15 protein-coding genes and 1 pseudogene are annotated in these 15522 nt (G+C 50.2%); 9 read left to right on the forward strand and 7 right to left on the reverse strand.

Annotated features, from left to right (window positions below; genetic code table 11):
- Both trpB and trpA read left to right on the forward strand, forming a co-directional pair.
- A pseudogene (gene trpB / locus HCR03_RS00505) lies at positions 1–1193 on the forward strand (tryptophan synthase subunit beta).
- Entirely contained in the window at positions 1180–1983 is an 804-nt protein-coding gene (trpA, locus tag HCR03_RS00510; RefSeq protein ID WP_187036150.1) for a tryptophan synthase subunit alpha, read from the forward strand. The pseudogene trpB and the gene trpA overlap by 14 nt, the downstream one beginning before the upstream one ends.
- 172 nt (positions 1984–2155) lie before the next feature.
- Here trpA and HCR03_RS00515 read toward each other — a convergent pair whose 3' ends face one another.
- Positions 2156–2728: a chromate transporter gene (locus HCR03_RS00515; protein WP_187036152.1), complete on the reverse strand. Its 573-nt coding sequence runs from the start codon at positions 2726–2728 to the stop codon at positions 2156–2158.
- A complete protein-coding gene (locus HCR03_RS00520; protein ID WP_187036154.1) occupies positions 2729–3301 on the reverse strand; it encodes a chromate transporter in 573 nt (190 codons plus the stop codon). It lies immediately after the preceding gene.
- 116 nt (positions 3302–3417) lie between these two features.
- On the opposite strand from HCR03_RS00520, the gene HCR03_RS00525 reads away from it, so the two are divergent.
- A complete protein-coding gene (locus HCR03_RS00525) occupies positions 3418–4311 on the forward strand; it encodes a LysR family transcriptional regulator (RefSeq protein ID WP_187036155.1) in 894 nt (297 codons plus the stop codon).
- A gap of 26 nt (positions 4312–4337) precedes the next feature.
- Here the strand turns inward: HCR03_RS00525 and HCR03_RS00530 are convergent, their stop codons facing one another.
- Together HCR03_RS00530 and HCR03_RS00535 are read right to left on the reverse strand one after the other, a co-directional pair.
- Positions 4338–5846, reverse strand: a complete 1509-nt coding sequence (locus HCR03_RS00530) for a sulfatase-like hydrolase/transferase (protein ID WP_187036158.1) — start codon at positions 5844–5846, stop codon at positions 4338–4340.
- The gene (locus HCR03_RS00535) at positions 5843–7600 is read right to left on the reverse strand and encodes a solute:sodium symporter family transporter (RefSeq protein ID WP_187036159.1); all 1758 of its coding nucleotides are present in this window, start codon (positions 7598–7600) and stop codon (positions 5843–5845) included. Before HCR03_RS00535 ends, HCR03_RS00530 begins: the two co-directional genes overlap by 4 nt.
- Before the next feature lie 138 nt (positions 7601–7738).
- Between HCR03_RS00535 and HCR03_RS00540 the strand changes: the two genes are divergently transcribed.
- A complete protein-coding gene (locus tag HCR03_RS00540) occupies positions 7739–8197 on the forward strand; it encodes an ROK family transcriptional regulator (RefSeq protein ID WP_187036162.1) in 459 nt (152 codons plus the stop codon).
- The gene (locus HCR03_RS00545) at positions 8184–8903 is read left to right on the forward strand and encodes an ROK family protein (RefSeq protein ID WP_187036164.1); all 720 of its coding nucleotides are present in this window, start codon (positions 8184–8186) and stop codon (positions 8901–8903) included. Before HCR03_RS00540 ends, HCR03_RS00545 begins: the two co-directional genes overlap by 14 nt.
- Positions 8904–8999: 96 nt before the next feature.
- On the opposite strand, the gene HCR03_RS00550 is transcribed toward HCR03_RS00545, so the two are convergent.
- From HCR03_RS00550 to HCR03_RS00560, 3 genes are all read right to left on the reverse strand, one after another.
- On the reverse strand, positions 9000–10238 hold the full coding sequence (locus tag HCR03_RS00550) for an MFS transporter (protein WP_228725043.1): 1239 nt from the start codon (positions 10236–10238) through the stop codon (positions 9000–9002).
- Between the two features lie 182 nt (positions 10239–10420).
- Complete coding sequence (locus tag HCR03_RS00555) at positions 10421–10954, reverse strand: Chromate resistance protein ChrB (RefSeq protein ID WP_187036165.1); 534 nt, start codon at positions 10952–10954, stop codon at positions 10421–10423.
- Between the two features lie 211 nt (positions 10955–11165).
- Positions 11166–12971, reverse strand: a complete 1806-nt coding sequence (locus HCR03_RS00560) for an oleate hydratase (protein ID WP_187036169.1) — start codon at positions 12969–12971, stop codon at positions 11166–11168.
- A gap of 225 nt (positions 12972–13196) precedes the next feature.
- On the opposite strand from HCR03_RS00560, the gene HCR03_RS00565 reads away from it, so the two are divergent.
- The 4 genes from HCR03_RS00565 (at position 13197) to HCR03_RS00580 (ending at position 15476) form a co-directional block, all read left to right on the forward strand.
- Positions 13197–13751: a TetR/AcrR family transcriptional regulator gene (locus HCR03_RS00565; protein WP_066648842.1), complete on the forward strand. Its 555-nt coding sequence runs from the start codon at positions 13197–13199 to the stop codon at positions 13749–13751.
- Positions 13752–13837: 86 nt separating this feature from the next.
- Entirely contained in the window at positions 13838–13969 is a 132-nt protein-coding gene (locus HCR03_RS20430) for a DUF4186 family protein (protein WP_187036171.1), read from the forward strand.
- Between the two features lie 18 nt (positions 13970–13987).
- A complete protein-coding gene (locus tag HCR03_RS00575; protein ID WP_187036173.1) occupies positions 13988–14857 on the forward strand; it encodes a B12-binding domain-containing radical SAM protein in 870 nt (289 codons plus the stop codon).
- Positions 14858–14909: 52 nt separating this feature from the next.
- Positions 14910–15476: an NUDIX hydrolase gene (locus tag HCR03_RS00580; protein WP_187036176.1), complete on the forward strand. Its 567-nt coding sequence runs from the start codon at positions 14910–14912 to the stop codon at positions 15474–15476.
- Positions 15477–15522: the final 46 nt, after the last annotated feature.

Below are 15522 nucleotides of genomic sequence, written 5' to 3' on the forward strand. Positions count from 1 at the left end.
ATGCAAAAGGTCGGAAGATATGGCGAATTCGGCGGACAATATGTGCCGGAAACGCTGATGAGCGCGGTTCATGAGCTTGAAAGAGCTTACGAATCTTACAGCAAAGACCCTGAATTTGTCTCCGAACTGGAAAGACTGTACCGCGATTATGCCAATCGCCCGTCTCCGCTTTACTACGCGAAGCGGATGACAGGAGACCTTGGCGGGGCGAAAATTTACCTCAAGCGCGAAGATTTGAATCATACCGGAGCCCATAAGATCAACAATGTGCTCGGGCAGATTCTTCTGGCGCAGCGCATGGGCAAAAAAGAATCATCGCCGAAACCGGCGCGGGCCAGCACGGGGTGGCGACCGCGACGGCGGCGGCGATGTTCGGGATGAAATGCGAAGTGTTTATGGGTGTGAAAGATATGGAGCGCCAGTCTTTGAATGTATACCGCATGGAGCTGCTCGGCGCAAAAGTGACGGGAGTGGAGTCGGGCACCGGCACACTGAAGGACGCGGTGAACGAAGCAATGCGAGACTGGGCGACCCATGTGGAGGATACCTATTATCTGATCGGTTCGACGATGGGGCCGCATCCTTACCCAATGATGGTGCGGGATTTTCAAAAGGTCATCGGAAAGGAAATCAGAGGGCAGCTTTCCGAATGTGAGGGCAGGTTGCCGGACTGCGTGATTGCGTGCGTCGGCGGCGGGTCCAACGCAATGGGCGCGTTTTATGAGTTTATCCCCGAGCGGGGTGTTCGTCTGCTGGGCGCGGAGGCGGCGGGAAAGGGGGTCGACACGGCGCTTCACGCGGCGACGGTCACCAAGGGGTCCGCCGGCATCTTCCACGGGATGAAATCGCTGTTCCTTCAAAACGACGAGGGGCAGATCATGCCGGTCTACTCTATTTCCGCCGGGCTGGATTACCCCGGAATCGGCCCGGAGCACGCCGAGCTCGCCGCAAGCGGGCGCGCGCAGTATGTTCCGGTTACGGACGAGGAGGCGGTATGTGCGTTTGAGTATCTTTCCAAAACGGAGGGGATTATCCCGGCGATAGAATCCGCGCATGCCGTCGCAGCCGCAATGCGGATCGCGCCGGAAATGGGGAGAGATCAAATTCTGGTGGTCAATCTTTCCGGCCGCGGGGATAAGGATGTTGCCTCAATTGCAAAGTACAGGGGGGTGAAGCTTAATGAACAGGATTGACCGAAAGTTTGCGCAACTAAAAGAAAAGGGGGAAAAGGCGCTGATCCCTTTTGTGACGGCGGGAGACCCAAATTTGGAAACGACCGAAAAACTGGTTCTTGCCATGTTTTCGGCGGGGGCGGATCTGGTGGAGATCGGCGTGCCGTTTTCGGACCCCGTGGCGGAAGGGCCGGTGATTCAGAAAGCCAGCAGCAGGGCGCTTAATTCAGGCACGACTCTGATGAAAATTTTTGGGCTTGTGAAAAAGCTGCGTGAAAAAACCGACGAGCCGATTTTATTCATGCTGTATCTGAACAGTATTTTTCGGTTTGGAAAAGAACGCTTTTTCGGGCTTTGTTCGGCAAGCGGCGTGGACGGCGTCATTGTGCCCGACATGCCGTTTGAAGAGCGGGACGAAATTTTGGGTACGGCGGAAAAATACGGCGTGATTTCCATCAGCATGGTGGCGCCGACTTCCCACGAGCGCATTGCGATGATCGCGTCTTCCGCAAAAGGATTCCTTTACTGCGTCTCCTCCACGGGAGTGACCGGGACCCGGAATCGGTTCACGACTGATTTCGACGCCTTTTTCGGAGCGATCCATCGGGCCGCAAAGGTTCCCTGCGCCGTGGGATTCGGAATTTCCGACCCGGAGCAGGCGAAACGGATGGCTTCTTACTGCGACGGCGTGATCGTTGGCAGCGCCGTTGTCAAAATCGTGGAACGCGAGGGGGAAAATTCCGTCATCCCGGCTGCGGACTTTGTAAAGTCCCTCTGCGGGGCGGTCAAGGGCGTAAAGTCGGAATCATAAGAAACGGCGGTCTGAAAAACGGAGCCGGCATTGATAGAAAATGAATTTTCTATCAGACATTCGATGCGATAGGCCGCTCAAAACACGCGCAAATATCAAAAAAACATCCGGATGCGGGTTACTTCTGCCGCATCCGGATGTTTTGCCCTATAGCAATACGATGGAAGGAAGATTAAAGAAATTGATAACAGATGAGCCCGACAAGGCCGGAACCGAGCATTACGGTAATCGGGTTCGCTTTAAACTTTCGGAGAACGACAAATGCCGCGAGGAAAAGGATTCCCGCCACGACATCAAACTGCGACAGATTTGCGCTCAGCCAGGAGGAGGCTTTTCCGTTAAATAATGCCATCAGCAGGATGGATAATCCGGCCGACGCGATCAGCGATACCACGGATGGCCTCAGACCCTTCAAGGCTCCCTTGATCACCCAAAGATCCTGATATTTATAGTAGAAATAAGCGATGGTCAGCACGATGATACAGGAGGGGGCGACGCATCCGATGGTAGCAACGACGGCACCGGCGACTCCCGCAATCCGCATCCCGACAAAGGTTGAGGAGTTGATGGCGATGGGGCCCGGCGTCATCTGGGAGATCGTGATGATGTCGACAAACTCCTTCATGGACATCCAATGGTTTAAGTCGACCACCTGAGCCTGAATGATCGGCATGGCCGCGTAGCCGCCGCCGATGCTGAACAGTCCGATCTGAAAAAAGCTCCAGAATAATTTCAGATAAATCAATCAGCTCATCTCCCTTTTGTTCAGCTTGTGGAAAAGGCCGTTTGCCAGGCCAAGCAGGCCGCACACCAGAATAATCAGCTTGACATCCACGTCAAAAATTGTAACCGCCAAAAAGGAGACAATCATAATCGAAGCGGTGAAAACACTTTTTTCACGGAAAATATCTTTTCCCATCTTGACCGTCACGTCGGCGATCACCGCCGCCACGCCCGCGCTCATGCCGCGCAAAACATACTTGACGACCGTGCTTTTCTGAAACGAAACATAAAAAAGCGATATGACGGAAAGAATGACCAGCGGCGGCAGGACGGTTCCCAAAATGGTGATGAAGGTGCCGGGAAGCCCCGCCAGACGGTAGCCGATCAGAATAGAGGCGTTTACCGCAATGGCCCCCGGCGTGGACTGGGCGATGGCGACCAGGTCGAGCATTTCCTTTTCTTCAATCCATTTGTATTCATCCACAAATTTTTTCTGCATCAGCGGGACAATAACATAGCCTCCGCCGAAGGTAAAGGCGCTTAAATAGAATGTTGAAGAAAATAATTTCCAGTAAAATTTCCATCCTTTGTTCATTCAAAAATCCTTCCATCTATCAAATAATTAATTTTATTATACAACTTGATAATTTATAAGTAAAATAATATAATATTATCAAAATCATATCTTTTTTCATATCAGGAGGAAGAACGTTGACTTTACGGCACATGAAGATATTTGTCGCCGTCTGCGACTGCGGCAGCGTCACGGCTGCCGCCCGGAGCCTTGGGCTTGCGCAGCCGGCGGTCAGCCTCGCGATCAAAGAGCTGGAAACCTATTATGGAATCAAGCTTTTTGACAGAATCTCCAGAAAGCTTTTTGTTACGGAAAAGGGAAAGGCGTTTTTGCAGTATGCAAGGCAGATTGTCTCGTTATTTGATGAAATGGAAAACGGGGTGAAGGACTGGGACTCTTTCGGGATGCTTCGGGTCGGCTCCAGCGTTACGATCGGCACCTGCCTGCTTTCCCAATATATCACGCGGTTCTCTTCCCAATACCCCAATGTCAAGGTTCGTGTCACGATTGACAATTCAAGCGTAATTGAAGATAAAATTCTGCTGGCCCAACTGGATTTTGCGCTGATTGAAGGACAGATACACTCGGAAAATATTATTTCCAAAAGTTTTATGGAGGACGAGCTCGTTCTGGTCTGCGGAGCGCATCATCCGCTCGCCGACGCTCAGGAAATATCTTTGGAGGAACTGCTCGGGCAAACCCTGATTCTGCGCGAAAAGGGAAGCGGAACCCGCGAATTGTTCGACAGCACGCTTCTGACGCATGGGCTGACGGCAGCCCCCGCGTGGGAAAGCATCAGTACGGAAGCCATTATCGGCGCGGTGTCCTGCGGAATGGGAGTATCCGTTCTTCCGCACAAGCTGGTAAAGAGGGAACTGGAGGAGCGCCGGCTGGTAAGGATTTTCATTCCTCATATCAAGTTTCAACGCAGCTTTACCGTGATTCGTCATAAGGATAAGCACCTTTCCAAATCGGCGCAGGCGTTTATCCGTTTGGTAACCGGCCAGAGCTCAATAAAACAGGGGACGTGAGCCGCGTCCCCTGTTTGTGCCTTATGTCAGTTTTTTTCGTCCTTCGTGGTTTTCATCCGCGTGGCTTTCTCCATCGGCAGACCCGTATCGTAATCCAGCTGCCGTGGCTCGTATTCTTCATTTTCCCGCTGACGGGTAAATCCAGAATTAGCCCAGGCGGCCTTCTTTTCGGGGCGCCAGGAGCGGCACGCCCATTGATAACCGCGGAAGAGATCCCGGGTTCGGTTCATGTGGTCCAGCAGCAAATCGTGCATTTTGTTGCGGGCCGCCCGATATGCCGGGTCGTCGATACGGTTTTCCACCTCCCAGGGGTCCTGCTCCAAATCGTAGAACTCGTCGCTGTCGAGAAGATTGATGACCAGCTTGTATTTTTCATTTACAATGGCGCGCGTCATCTGCAGCCCGCCAAATCCGTCGTGATCGACTTCGTAGCGGGTGAATTCCGTAAATACATTGTCGTTAATCTTTTTTCCGGAATTTTTTATTTGCGGAAGCATACTTTTTCCCTCCAATAAATGGGGGAGGGGGAGTCCCATATAGTCCATGATTGTGGGGACCAGATCAATGTGAGAAGCCGGGAACCGGATGGTTTTGCCGCGTTCTCCCCCTTTTATGATCAGGGGAATATTGGCGATTTCCTTGTAAGGCGCCGCGTTCTTCATCTGGAGACGGTGAGCCCCGAGCATGTCGCCGTGATCAGAAGTGAAAATGACGAGAGCGTCCGGAATCAGATCCTCGATTTTGTCAAGAAGTTTTCCGATTTCGTAATCGACAAAACTGTTGCAGCCCAGAAACAGAGAAAGCGCGCGGGATGGGTGATTGATCTCCTCTTTTGGCTGGTGGATCGCATCGCCGGCCCAAAGCTGCTGAAAAAACGGCTTTTTTGATAAATCATCCTGAAAGTTTGGGTTATCGTCAAACTGAAAGCCGTCGTACATGGTGTTCCACGGCGCCGGACAGATGCAGGGCCCGTGGGGTTCGTCGAAGGAAACCGTCAGAAAAAAGTTTTCATCCCAATACCGTTCCAGAAAATCCAGGGCCCTGCTCGTACAGCGGCCGGCATAGGTCATTCCTTCGGTCCAATCAGGGTCAAAAGCCGTTTCCATGCGGCGGGAACGGCTTTTGTCCTGATCGGAAAGCTCGTTCAGGTAGCATTTCATGTCGTACCAGTAATCCGGATCCCAACCTTCCGGGCAGGAACCCAGGCCAAAATAGTCCCCCCCGTCCAGATGCCATTTTCCAACATAACCGCAGTGAATTCCATGATCCGTCAGGCGGTGGCCGATTGTTTTCACATTCGCTCCAAACGGAACGCAGTTTGTGACGACGCCGTTGCTGTGAGGGAATGTCCCGGTAAAAATCGCGGAGCGTGCCGGGCCGCATACGGGCTGGCAGGTGTAAGCGTTTTCATATTTTATTCCCTGTTTTGCCATGCGGTCCAGATTTGGGGTTTTCATTTTTTGATTTCCGTAGCAGCCAAGCATATCTTTTCGCGTTGTATCCGTCATAATCAGTACAACTTGTCTTTTTTTCATTGAATTCTTACTTCCTCTTCCGCTTCTTCATTTTTTTGAGACCTTTCTTCCAGAAAGACTTTGTTGTGACGTTTCCAAATATAGACAAACCCGGCGGCGGACAGAACGAGATAAATGAGTGTTATGACCGTGAAGCGCCCGCCGTAATTTTCGCCGTGGAACACGATTCCAAAGCGAGAAAACAGGAAATAGACATAAAGGGTTGTCGTGAGGACCATGAACGAAATCGGTTTTGCATATTTCCAGGAGGTCAGGTCTACCTGGCCGACATCCTTTTGATGGTATTCTTTTTTCATCGGCGCGATCTTACCGGCAATCAGCATGATCGCGATGCAGCACAGGAACAGAATCGCGTAGACATAGAGAAAATGGATCGGGATTGGGAACACAAATTTATATAACGCGTAAGCGGCAATAAAGAACGCGATGGAAATTTTAGCGCCGATGGGCGGAACCTTCTTTGTCGCAAAGCCCATTAACACGACAACCAGCGTCGGAATATTGAAGAAGCCCATCACGCTCTTCATAAACGTGTACAGACCGTTCGGCGCCTTGGCGATTTGCGGCGCCACGAGAATCGAGAAGATTGCAAGAATAATACCAAATACTTTGCCGATGAAAACCAGCTTTTTGTCGGACACGTTTTTGTTGAAAATCGGTTTGTAAACATTAATGCAAAACATGGTGGCGGCTGAGTTCAGCGCGGAATTGAAGCTGCTCAGCACCGCGCCGAACATGACGGCGCCGAAGAAGCCGATGAGCGGCACGGGCAATACATGGTTGACCAGAACGGAATAGGCGGAGTCGATGTTTTTAATTTCGGATCCGTACAGCTGATAGGCGATCACTCCCGGAATGACCAGAATAATGGGGGTGAATATTTTAATGAACCCGGCAAGCAGGACGCCTTTTTGCCCCTCAACCAAATCTTTGGCGGCAAATGTGCGCTGAACAATCTGCTGATTGGTACACCAGTAGAACGTGTTGACCAGAATCATCCCGGTGAATAGAGTGCCAAGAGGAGCGGTGCCGGGGAGTTTTGCCGAACCCAAGGAATCCATCCGCTCCGGACTGTTGACAATCAGACTGCTGAAGCCTGCAATCAAATTGCCGTTCCCAAGAGCCAGCAGCCCCAGGATCGGAATGAGCAAACCGCCGATCAGCAGCCCGATCCCGTTGATCGTGTCCGATACCGCGACGGCCTTCAGCCCCCCGAAAATCGCGTAAATTCCGCCAACGATACCGATCAGCGCGATGACGAAACAGAGCGAGCTTGCAGAATCCATATGTAACAATTCCCCCACGTTAAAAAGGGAATTCAGGGCAATTCCGCCGGCATAGAGCACGATGGGCAGCGTGACGAGCGCAAGGCTCATCAAAAACAATGCCGTCACCAGATTTCTGGTTCCTTCGTCAAAACGTTCCTCCAGAAAATCGGGGACGGTGGTAAAGCCTCCCTTTAAATAACGCGGCAGGAAAATCAGCGCCATAAATACCAAAGTAACGCCGGACGTTGCTTCCCACGACATGCTGGAAAGGCCGGATTGAAAACCGAGGCCGTTTGTTCCGACCAGCTGTTCTGCGGACAGGTTTGTTAAAATAAGGGAACCTGCGATTACAACACCCGTTAAACTGCGGCCTGCCAGAAAATATCCTGTGTTGGTCGATAAGTTGTCGTTGCGTGTCATCCACCAGGAAATCACTGCTACCAAAGCGGTAAAAAAGACGAAAGAACCAAGAGCCCATGCTGTCATTACAACTGCCTCCTTAAATATATAGTTTACCAAGTAAATTATATTACCATTATAATACTTTCATTGATTCACTATGTCAAGTAAATAAAGTTGAAAATTTTTGGCTTTTTTGCTAATATTACTTTGAGGTGAAAATGTATGGCGCATAGCTACGAGATCAAGCAGAAAAATAAAAGGGATATTTTAACCTTGCTGTATCGCAAAAAAGACTTATCCAAAAAGCGTATTGCGCAGGAACTTCACTTGTCCGCGTCGGTCATCACGAAGCTTTGCGGGGAATTGGAGCAGGATCGGCTGATTCAGGAGACAAAAGCGATTGTAACCGGAAAAGCCGGCCGCAGAGAAATCAAGATAGCGATCAATCAGAATGCCGCGTATTGCATCGGCGTCACCATCAACCATCATACGACAGCGATTGTATTGACGGATATGGCGTTAAACCCGATGAAAACCAGCCGCCTTTCGATTGACCCCGACGGGAATCGGCATATCTTAAAGATAATTGATTGCGTTAGTGAACTAATTGCTTCGGCCGGAATTTCTCCTTCTCAACTGATCGGCGTCGGCGTTAGTATCAAGGGGGTTGACGGACGGTGAAAAAAGCATTCACGGAATCTGGAACGTTCCGGTGGCAGTCAGAAAGCCTATGGAAGAAGCGCTGCATATTCCCGTGGTCATGGATAACGGAATCCGCTGCAGCGCATTGCTGGAACAGATGACGTCCGACGAAGATAATTTTATTTTTATTAAATACATGCAGCCGGGTATTGGGGCCACCTTTTTGAAAGACGGAGAAATTTACCGCGGAGAATCCTATTTTTCCATGGAAATCGGCCATACGATCATCGACCCGGAGGGTGACTATTGTCCGTTGTGCCGACGCCGCGGCTGTTTGGAAAGCGTCATTTCCATCGACAGGATGACAAAAGAAATCACGGAACAATTCTCGCCCGAATGGTGCCCGGAATTGTATGGCCTTTGTGAAGGCAGCGCAGAAAATATTTCTCTGGAACTGATTCTGAAAGCGGCTGACAACGGTTCCATCGCAATCAACCGATTGCTGAAACGGAATGCCAGATATTTTGCGATTGCCGTCATTAACGCCCATACGCTGATCGACATTCATAAGATCATGATTGTCGGGACTTTGTTTTCTTCCGTCCGCTTTTCCGAATACTTTAAAACATTTATTTATGAGTATCAGTTAACTCCGATTTATGATATGATCCAAATACTTCCGCTCAAAAATATGGAATTATCCCCGGCGGCTTTATGCGTCCATTCGTTTCTGGAGCATATTTGAGTACGGCGGAACGATTCCGCATAAAAAAATCCGAACCCCTGCAAGGCTCGGATTGAAACAGATGAAACGATTCGGGAAATTACTGAAACGGTGCGTTCAGGTTTGCTCCGCCGGATTTTTTAACTCCCGGTTTCTAATGATCAGCAGAAGAAGAGACACCGGAATCAAAAAGATCACCGTTGCGGAAATGCCAAAACCAACCGAAAACTTTTCCGCAAGCAGCCCGATCAAAGGTCCCCCCAGAATTTCTCCCAGCGAGTTGACCTGCTCGTTTGTCGAAAGAACGGTTGCCCGGACGCTTCTGTCAATCTGGTTGGTGAGCAGCGCACTGAGAATCGGCCGGTTCAAGGCCTTTAAGGTATTAATTGTGAGATAAGAGAGAAGCATCAGACTGAAATTTCTTGTAATGCCGAAAAGCAGCATACTCAGAAGATAGAAAAAATTAATCAGCGACAACTGTTCCACAGACCCAAGGGACGACGAAGCTTTCTTTCTTTTTACTGCGAACTGCATGACAAGAGTACTGAGAAGCATGACCAGTATTCCGAAGATCCCGAACCAGGTCACAGGCTTCAAATTCCCCAGGCGGGGGAGAGTGGTATCATTCAGAAAATGATCGGTGTTCAGACGGTCGTAGCCTTCGCTTGCAAGGCCTGTGAACAGAGCCATGCACAGGAGAAGCAGCAGTACTGTTTTTGTCCTTATGATTTTTATTCCCGACCGCAGGGTGAACCCTATTTTCTGAAAGGAATTCAGTTCCTCCGGGGCGGCGGGGTGGAAATGGACCTCCGGCATGGAAAGAGCTAAGAACAGGCACAGTGTCAGCATCAGCCCCCCGCCCAAAAGGATGGGAAGAACGAGCGATAGATTGCCGAGAACGGTGCTCAGCAGAATCCCCGCCAGCGCGCCGATTTGTCCAAACTGCGCGCCCCTCAGATAGACCGTATTCAGTCCTTTTGCGCGGTCCTCATCGGCAATCCAGGCCTCAAGAGCTCCATCGATAAAGGTGGAACCGATTCCAAGAAAAACCTGGGAGGCCATGACGGCCGGGTAACTTGGGATGCTTCCCTGAATGAGAAATCCGAGTCCGGTCAGACCGACTCCAAGAATCACGGAGAGTTTTCGGCTGTAAAGGTCCGCCACAATCCCGGTGGGAACCTGGGAAAGAAAACAGGAGGCTTCAAAAGCCGTGCCGGTTAAAACCAGCTGCAACGGACTTAAGTGAAGAATTTCTACCTGATACACCATCGTAACCGTCGAATTTAACGAGTAGAACAGTGCGTACAAGCAGGAGAAGATCAGATACATACGGTATGCTTCAAACTGTTTTCTCAATTTTGCTCCTTGTCTTTTACTCGGGGCGCGCGTTCCGCGTAAAATAGGTATTTGTAATGATCATTACATAATAATATTGTAACGATCATTACAAAAAAGTCAAGGGAAAAGTTATTAAAAAAAAGAACCCCCGCCGCGAAGATGCGGCGGCGGGGATAAGCGGCTCATTACTTTAAGCGGCGTCAAGTGGCGTCCCGTTTAAAGACCTCCTCCGAATACGTTTGAAGCTCCTTTTTTGCCTCCTTTAAGACGTCCGCCGCCGAAGCTTTCAACTGAGATTGAAAGTAGTTTTTTCTTCCGATTTTTTCGTACCAGCGCTGAAATTTCTTGTATTCTTCTTCGTTCTCGGTAACCTCTGAAAAATTGTAATCCCCGCAGGAATTTTCATGCTTCAGCTCATCGATCAGCACCTGACAATTTTTGATAAACTCCCGATATTCCTCGTCGATTTGCCCGGTAAATTCGGAAACAATCTCTGTTTCGTCGTCCTCTTCCAAAAACTGAAGCTTTCCCAGAGTTGAGATTCCCCCAAAAGAGATCACCTTTTTTCGAAGGGCTGAAAGGGAGGTGTGCAAATCATCGCGATAGGGGAGCAGCACAACCCCCTGCTGAAGGAATACCGCTCCGAATTCCTTGATCGCCCTCCATACATAGACCCGGCTGTTGGACCGGCTGCCGGGCAGTTTATAAGAAAAAACCAGAAATTCCCTGCTCATGCTTTCCCACCTTTGATACTTTTTCAATTCCGCCTTTTTAACGCAGCAGGCTGGTCCGCTCCGCAGGCCGAAGAGTTGATAAAATTATTATAGCATAATTCCGGAGGATAACATATTAAAATTCATAAAACCGGAACGGGAAAGGCGGGAGAAAATGAAAAGCGCCCGCATTCAGGAAAGCTCAGGAATGCGGGCGCGGAATAAGATTTCTTTATTTGCTGAGCGGAGCCTCGGGATGCAGGACGGACTCTTTCAGCGGAACCGTCTGGTCGCGGCCAAGGTACATACGGTAATACGGCGGATAGGAATTGAGCATGGCAATCGCCATTTGCCGCAGCTGTTCACCGTCAAGATTTTTTAAAGCCGGGACGTCGTCCTCCGACAGTTTTTCGGCGGCGGTTTTTCCGGCGAACTTTTTCAGGCGCTCGACGGTGTAACGAATGTCGTATTTCGACGGGTAAACTTCCAGCATATCCTTTTCGATGCCTGTGAGCTGATAGACAGCTCCCAATCCGGTGCGGACCGACATTTCAACCGTAAAAACAACATCCTCGGGTACTTCGACATACTGTCCCAGAAAACCGATGTTCGTGCAGCCGTCCGGAACATTCTTCGGGCGGTCCGTAACCTTTCTCGGCATGAACTGGCTGGTGATATACGGCATCATGCAGGTGGAGATATAGGAATGGGACAGTACTTCGTCCTTGATGTCGAGCATATTCAAATGATAGAGAAGCTCTGTCATGATTTCCTCGCCGGTGCATTCGCACATGGGCTTTTTCACATAGTTGCCCACGTTTTCACCGTAGCAGCCGTATCCCCACATGACCTGTTCGTCATCCTTCTGGTCAAGGAAGAACGGATTGTGGTGCAGCTCGAAGGACATATCCCAGTTGGAATCCAAAATTGTGATTGCGCCGCCGGTCCCGGCCTTGCTGCCGGTCATTTTCTCGATTCTGCTGACAAGCTCCGGGTAGCCCTTGATGGTGGGCATGAACGAAACCCATTTTGTCTTGTCGATCTGGCCGATGAATTTTTCCGGATGCCCGAATTTCTCATTCTTTTTGGCAAGATTCTGCCAGAGCGTAAAGGCTCCGAGGTCGGCGGTATCGCGGTTGATTGGAGCGACTGTTTTGTTGTCGCCAAAGGCGCTGTTGGTTGTCATTGAGCCGTTTGTGATCAGAACCAGATCCCGATCGTCAAGACGGATGACGGACTCCTCTCCGTTTTGGCGGAGCAATAGGGCTTTTGCAGTGTTGCAGGCGTCGTCCATCTCAAGGTCGTACACCCAGCAGCCGTAAGCCGTTTTCACGCCCTTGTCGCAGAGCCAGGTCATCAGGGGGCGGATCATGGCGTCATATTCGCAGTACTTCGTGTGAATAATTCCCTCAAGGTATTCGTGGCGGACTTCGAGGGCAAAACGCTGAAAATACCGCTGGCATTCCAGCGCGCTGTGGTAGGTCTTAAACGCAAGGCAGCTGTGAAAGTTGATCCAGCAGCTGCTGTGAAAGAAAGATTCGTCAAAGAAGTCTGCAATCTTCTTGTCTTCCAAAGCCGACTCGGGCAGGCTGAGAAAACGCTGCATGTCGGCCATGTCCTTTTGGGAGAAGCGGTAATCATGAACCTTGCTGTACCGTTCGCCCCGGTTCAGAATCACACGGCATTCGGAGTGAATCGGCTCGTCACGGTTGAAATCCACAATGTCGTCCAGCACCGTGCGTCCCTTGTTTTCCAGAGAGGGGATTTTACTGTACAGATACCAGAGGCATTCCATGTACGGTTCCATCTCACGCTCGCCGCGGCACAGGTAACCGAATTCGTTTCGCATGCCGTCCATGCTGCCGCCCACATCGTCGCGTTTTTCCAAGATCGTGATGTTTTCTCCGGGCATGCCGGCGTCGTCAATCAGGAATGCCGCCGCCGCCAGTCCGGCCAGGCCTCCGCCGACGATGTAGGCCTTTTGCTTTTCAATGCCTTCCGGTTTTTTCGGCCGATACATGGTTGAGTAAATGTTCATACATGACAGCTCCTTTTCGTGTAAATTCTGAGGGGTGAACCCTCATTACGATCAAAGTATAACACTGGGACCGCCGGAGAGGAATTGACAGACGGTTTCATGTGTCAAGAGATTTTTACAGATCCTTTCGTCTGTAAAAGGAAAAATTTTTTGTTCATATCAATGTAAAAAAAGTATTATATGGTAAATAAGTTCCTACTCCAACAATCAAAGGCAGATGATAACATGCTGAAAAATGCGAAGGAAGTTTTTGCGGATTCCCTGAAAAAGATGCTTGAAAAAAAGACGCTCGACCATATTACCGTGAAGGATATTGTGGAGGACTGCGGCGTAACCCGCCAAGCGTTTTACTATCATTTTTCGGATATTTACGCCCTTGTGGAATGGATTTTTATTGAAGAAGCTTCCGCGGCTCTTGCCAATAACCGGGATATCGACACCTGGCAGCAGGGTTATTGCAGGGTCCTGCAAAGAATGAAGGAGAACAAAAACCTTGTTTTGAATACCTACCGTTCCATCAGCCGCGAATATCTGGAGACATTTATGTACAAGGTTCTGTATCAGGTGATCTTTCCGGTTGTCGAGGAACAGGCGAAAGGCTTGAATGTTGAAAAGAGACATAAGGAGTTTATCGCGCATTTTTACAGCCTTGCCGTTGTTGCAATGGGAATCGACTGGGTCCGTACGGGAATGAAAGAGGATCCGGAGGAAATAGCCGAGCAGGTTGCCGTCCTGGTAAAAGGGGATTTTCAAAAGGTGCTGAAGCAATACGCCACCTGACGTCTGTCGGCTAGCTTCGGCGGAGGCGGTTTATTTGCGGACGGAACAGGCGCCGATCAAGCATCAGACCTCAAAATTTCGGTCCGATGCATGCGTGTGCCTGCTGCTGCCGAAAATGCCTCTTCAAGTGGCATCGCATACCGGAAGGAACCGAGTGGAACGAAAGCCGGCAGGGAAATTTTAAGGACAAACAGAATCCCTGCCGTTTGATTCATTAGAATACAGGAGAGAAAAATATGACATACGCGGGAGTTATATACCGGCCGCCAAGCGAGGCGCGAAGCCTGATTGTGCAGGTTACGACCGGCTGTTCCCACAACCGCTGCCGTTTTTGCACGATGTATCGGGACAAGGAATTCAAAATCCGAAGCATGGAAGACATCAGGCGGGACTTTTGCGAAGCCCGTGAGCAATACGGAGATCAAATCGAAAAAGTGTTTTTGGCCGACGGGGACGCTTTGGTGCTGTCCGGCCAAAGGCTGATGGAATTGCTTGCTTTTATTCGGGGACTGTTTCCCCGACTGAGGTCCGTTACATCCTATGGAACTCCGAAGGATATTCTGAGGCATTCGCCTGCGGAACTGAAATTGCTCCGGCAGGAGGGCCTGTCGATGGTTTATCTTGGGGCGGAGTCGGGGGACGCCCGGGTCCTGCGCCAAATGGAAAAGGGCGCAACCAGAGAGGAAATCATTGAAGCCGGGCAAAGGCTGAAATCCGCGGGAATTCAGTCTTCCGTCACGCTGATTTCAGGTCTGGGAGGGAAGGAGAGGCTGAGCGAACACGCCATAGGATCGGCAGACTTAATCAGCCGGATGAACCCCGACTATGTTGGGTTCCTGACGTTGATGCTGGAGAAGGGCGCGCCGGTTCTGCGGGATATCGAAGAGGGGAAACTGGAACTGTTAACTCCCGAAGGGGTTGTAACCGAAATGGAATTGTTCTTACGGAATGTGAACTCGGAAGGTACTGTTTTTCGGGCAAATCATGCATCGAATTATGTGATGCTGAAAGGGACTTTAAATCGCGATATTCCCATGATGCTGAACGAGCTTGATGAGGTAAGAAGAGAAAAATTGTTTCGCAAAGAAAACTGGCGCCGACTTTAAGATTGAAAAGGACGGGAATTTCCCAAAGTCCTGTTTGGAGGAAGAAGAGAAAATGGAATTTCTGGACATTGTGGATGAGGACGGGAACCCAACGGGCGAGACGGTATCACGCGAAGCCGCTCACCGGCTTGGTGTTCGCCACCGTACCTCTCATGTGTGGATTCTGAGGATGCGGGAGGGAAAAGGGCAGGTTCTTCTTCAGAAAAGAAGTTTTAATAAGGACTCGTATCCCGGGTGCTACGATATTTCGAGCGCAGGGCATGTTCCCGCCGGAGACGGTTTCTTGCAGTCGGCGTTGAGAGAATTAAAGGAAGAGCTTGGAGTAAACGCCGTTGAGAAGGAACTGATTTATTGCGGATGCCGCCGGTTCGAGTACCGCGGGCAGTTTCACGGTCATGAGTTCTGGGACAATCAGGTCAGTAATGTATATGCGCTCTGGAAAAATCCGGGGGACGGAGAATTTGTTTTACAGAAATCTGAAGTTGATTCAGTGGTGTGGATGAATTGGGACGCCTGTGTTGATCTGGTGAAAAACAGCAAAGCTCCTCATTGCGTTCGGCTGGAGGAATTGGAAATGATTAAAAGAGCCTGTTGCACGGAGCCCGGAAAAGAACGCTGAACCCCCTCTTCCCGGCCGCCTGTGCCGAGGGACAGCTGGAAAACCC

The sequence above is a fragment of the Caproicibacter fermentans genome, from assembly GCF_014303955.1.
Classification (GTDB): domain Bacteria; phylum Bacillota; class Clostridia; order Oscillospirales; family Acutalibacteraceae; genus Caproicibacter; species Caproicibacter fermentans.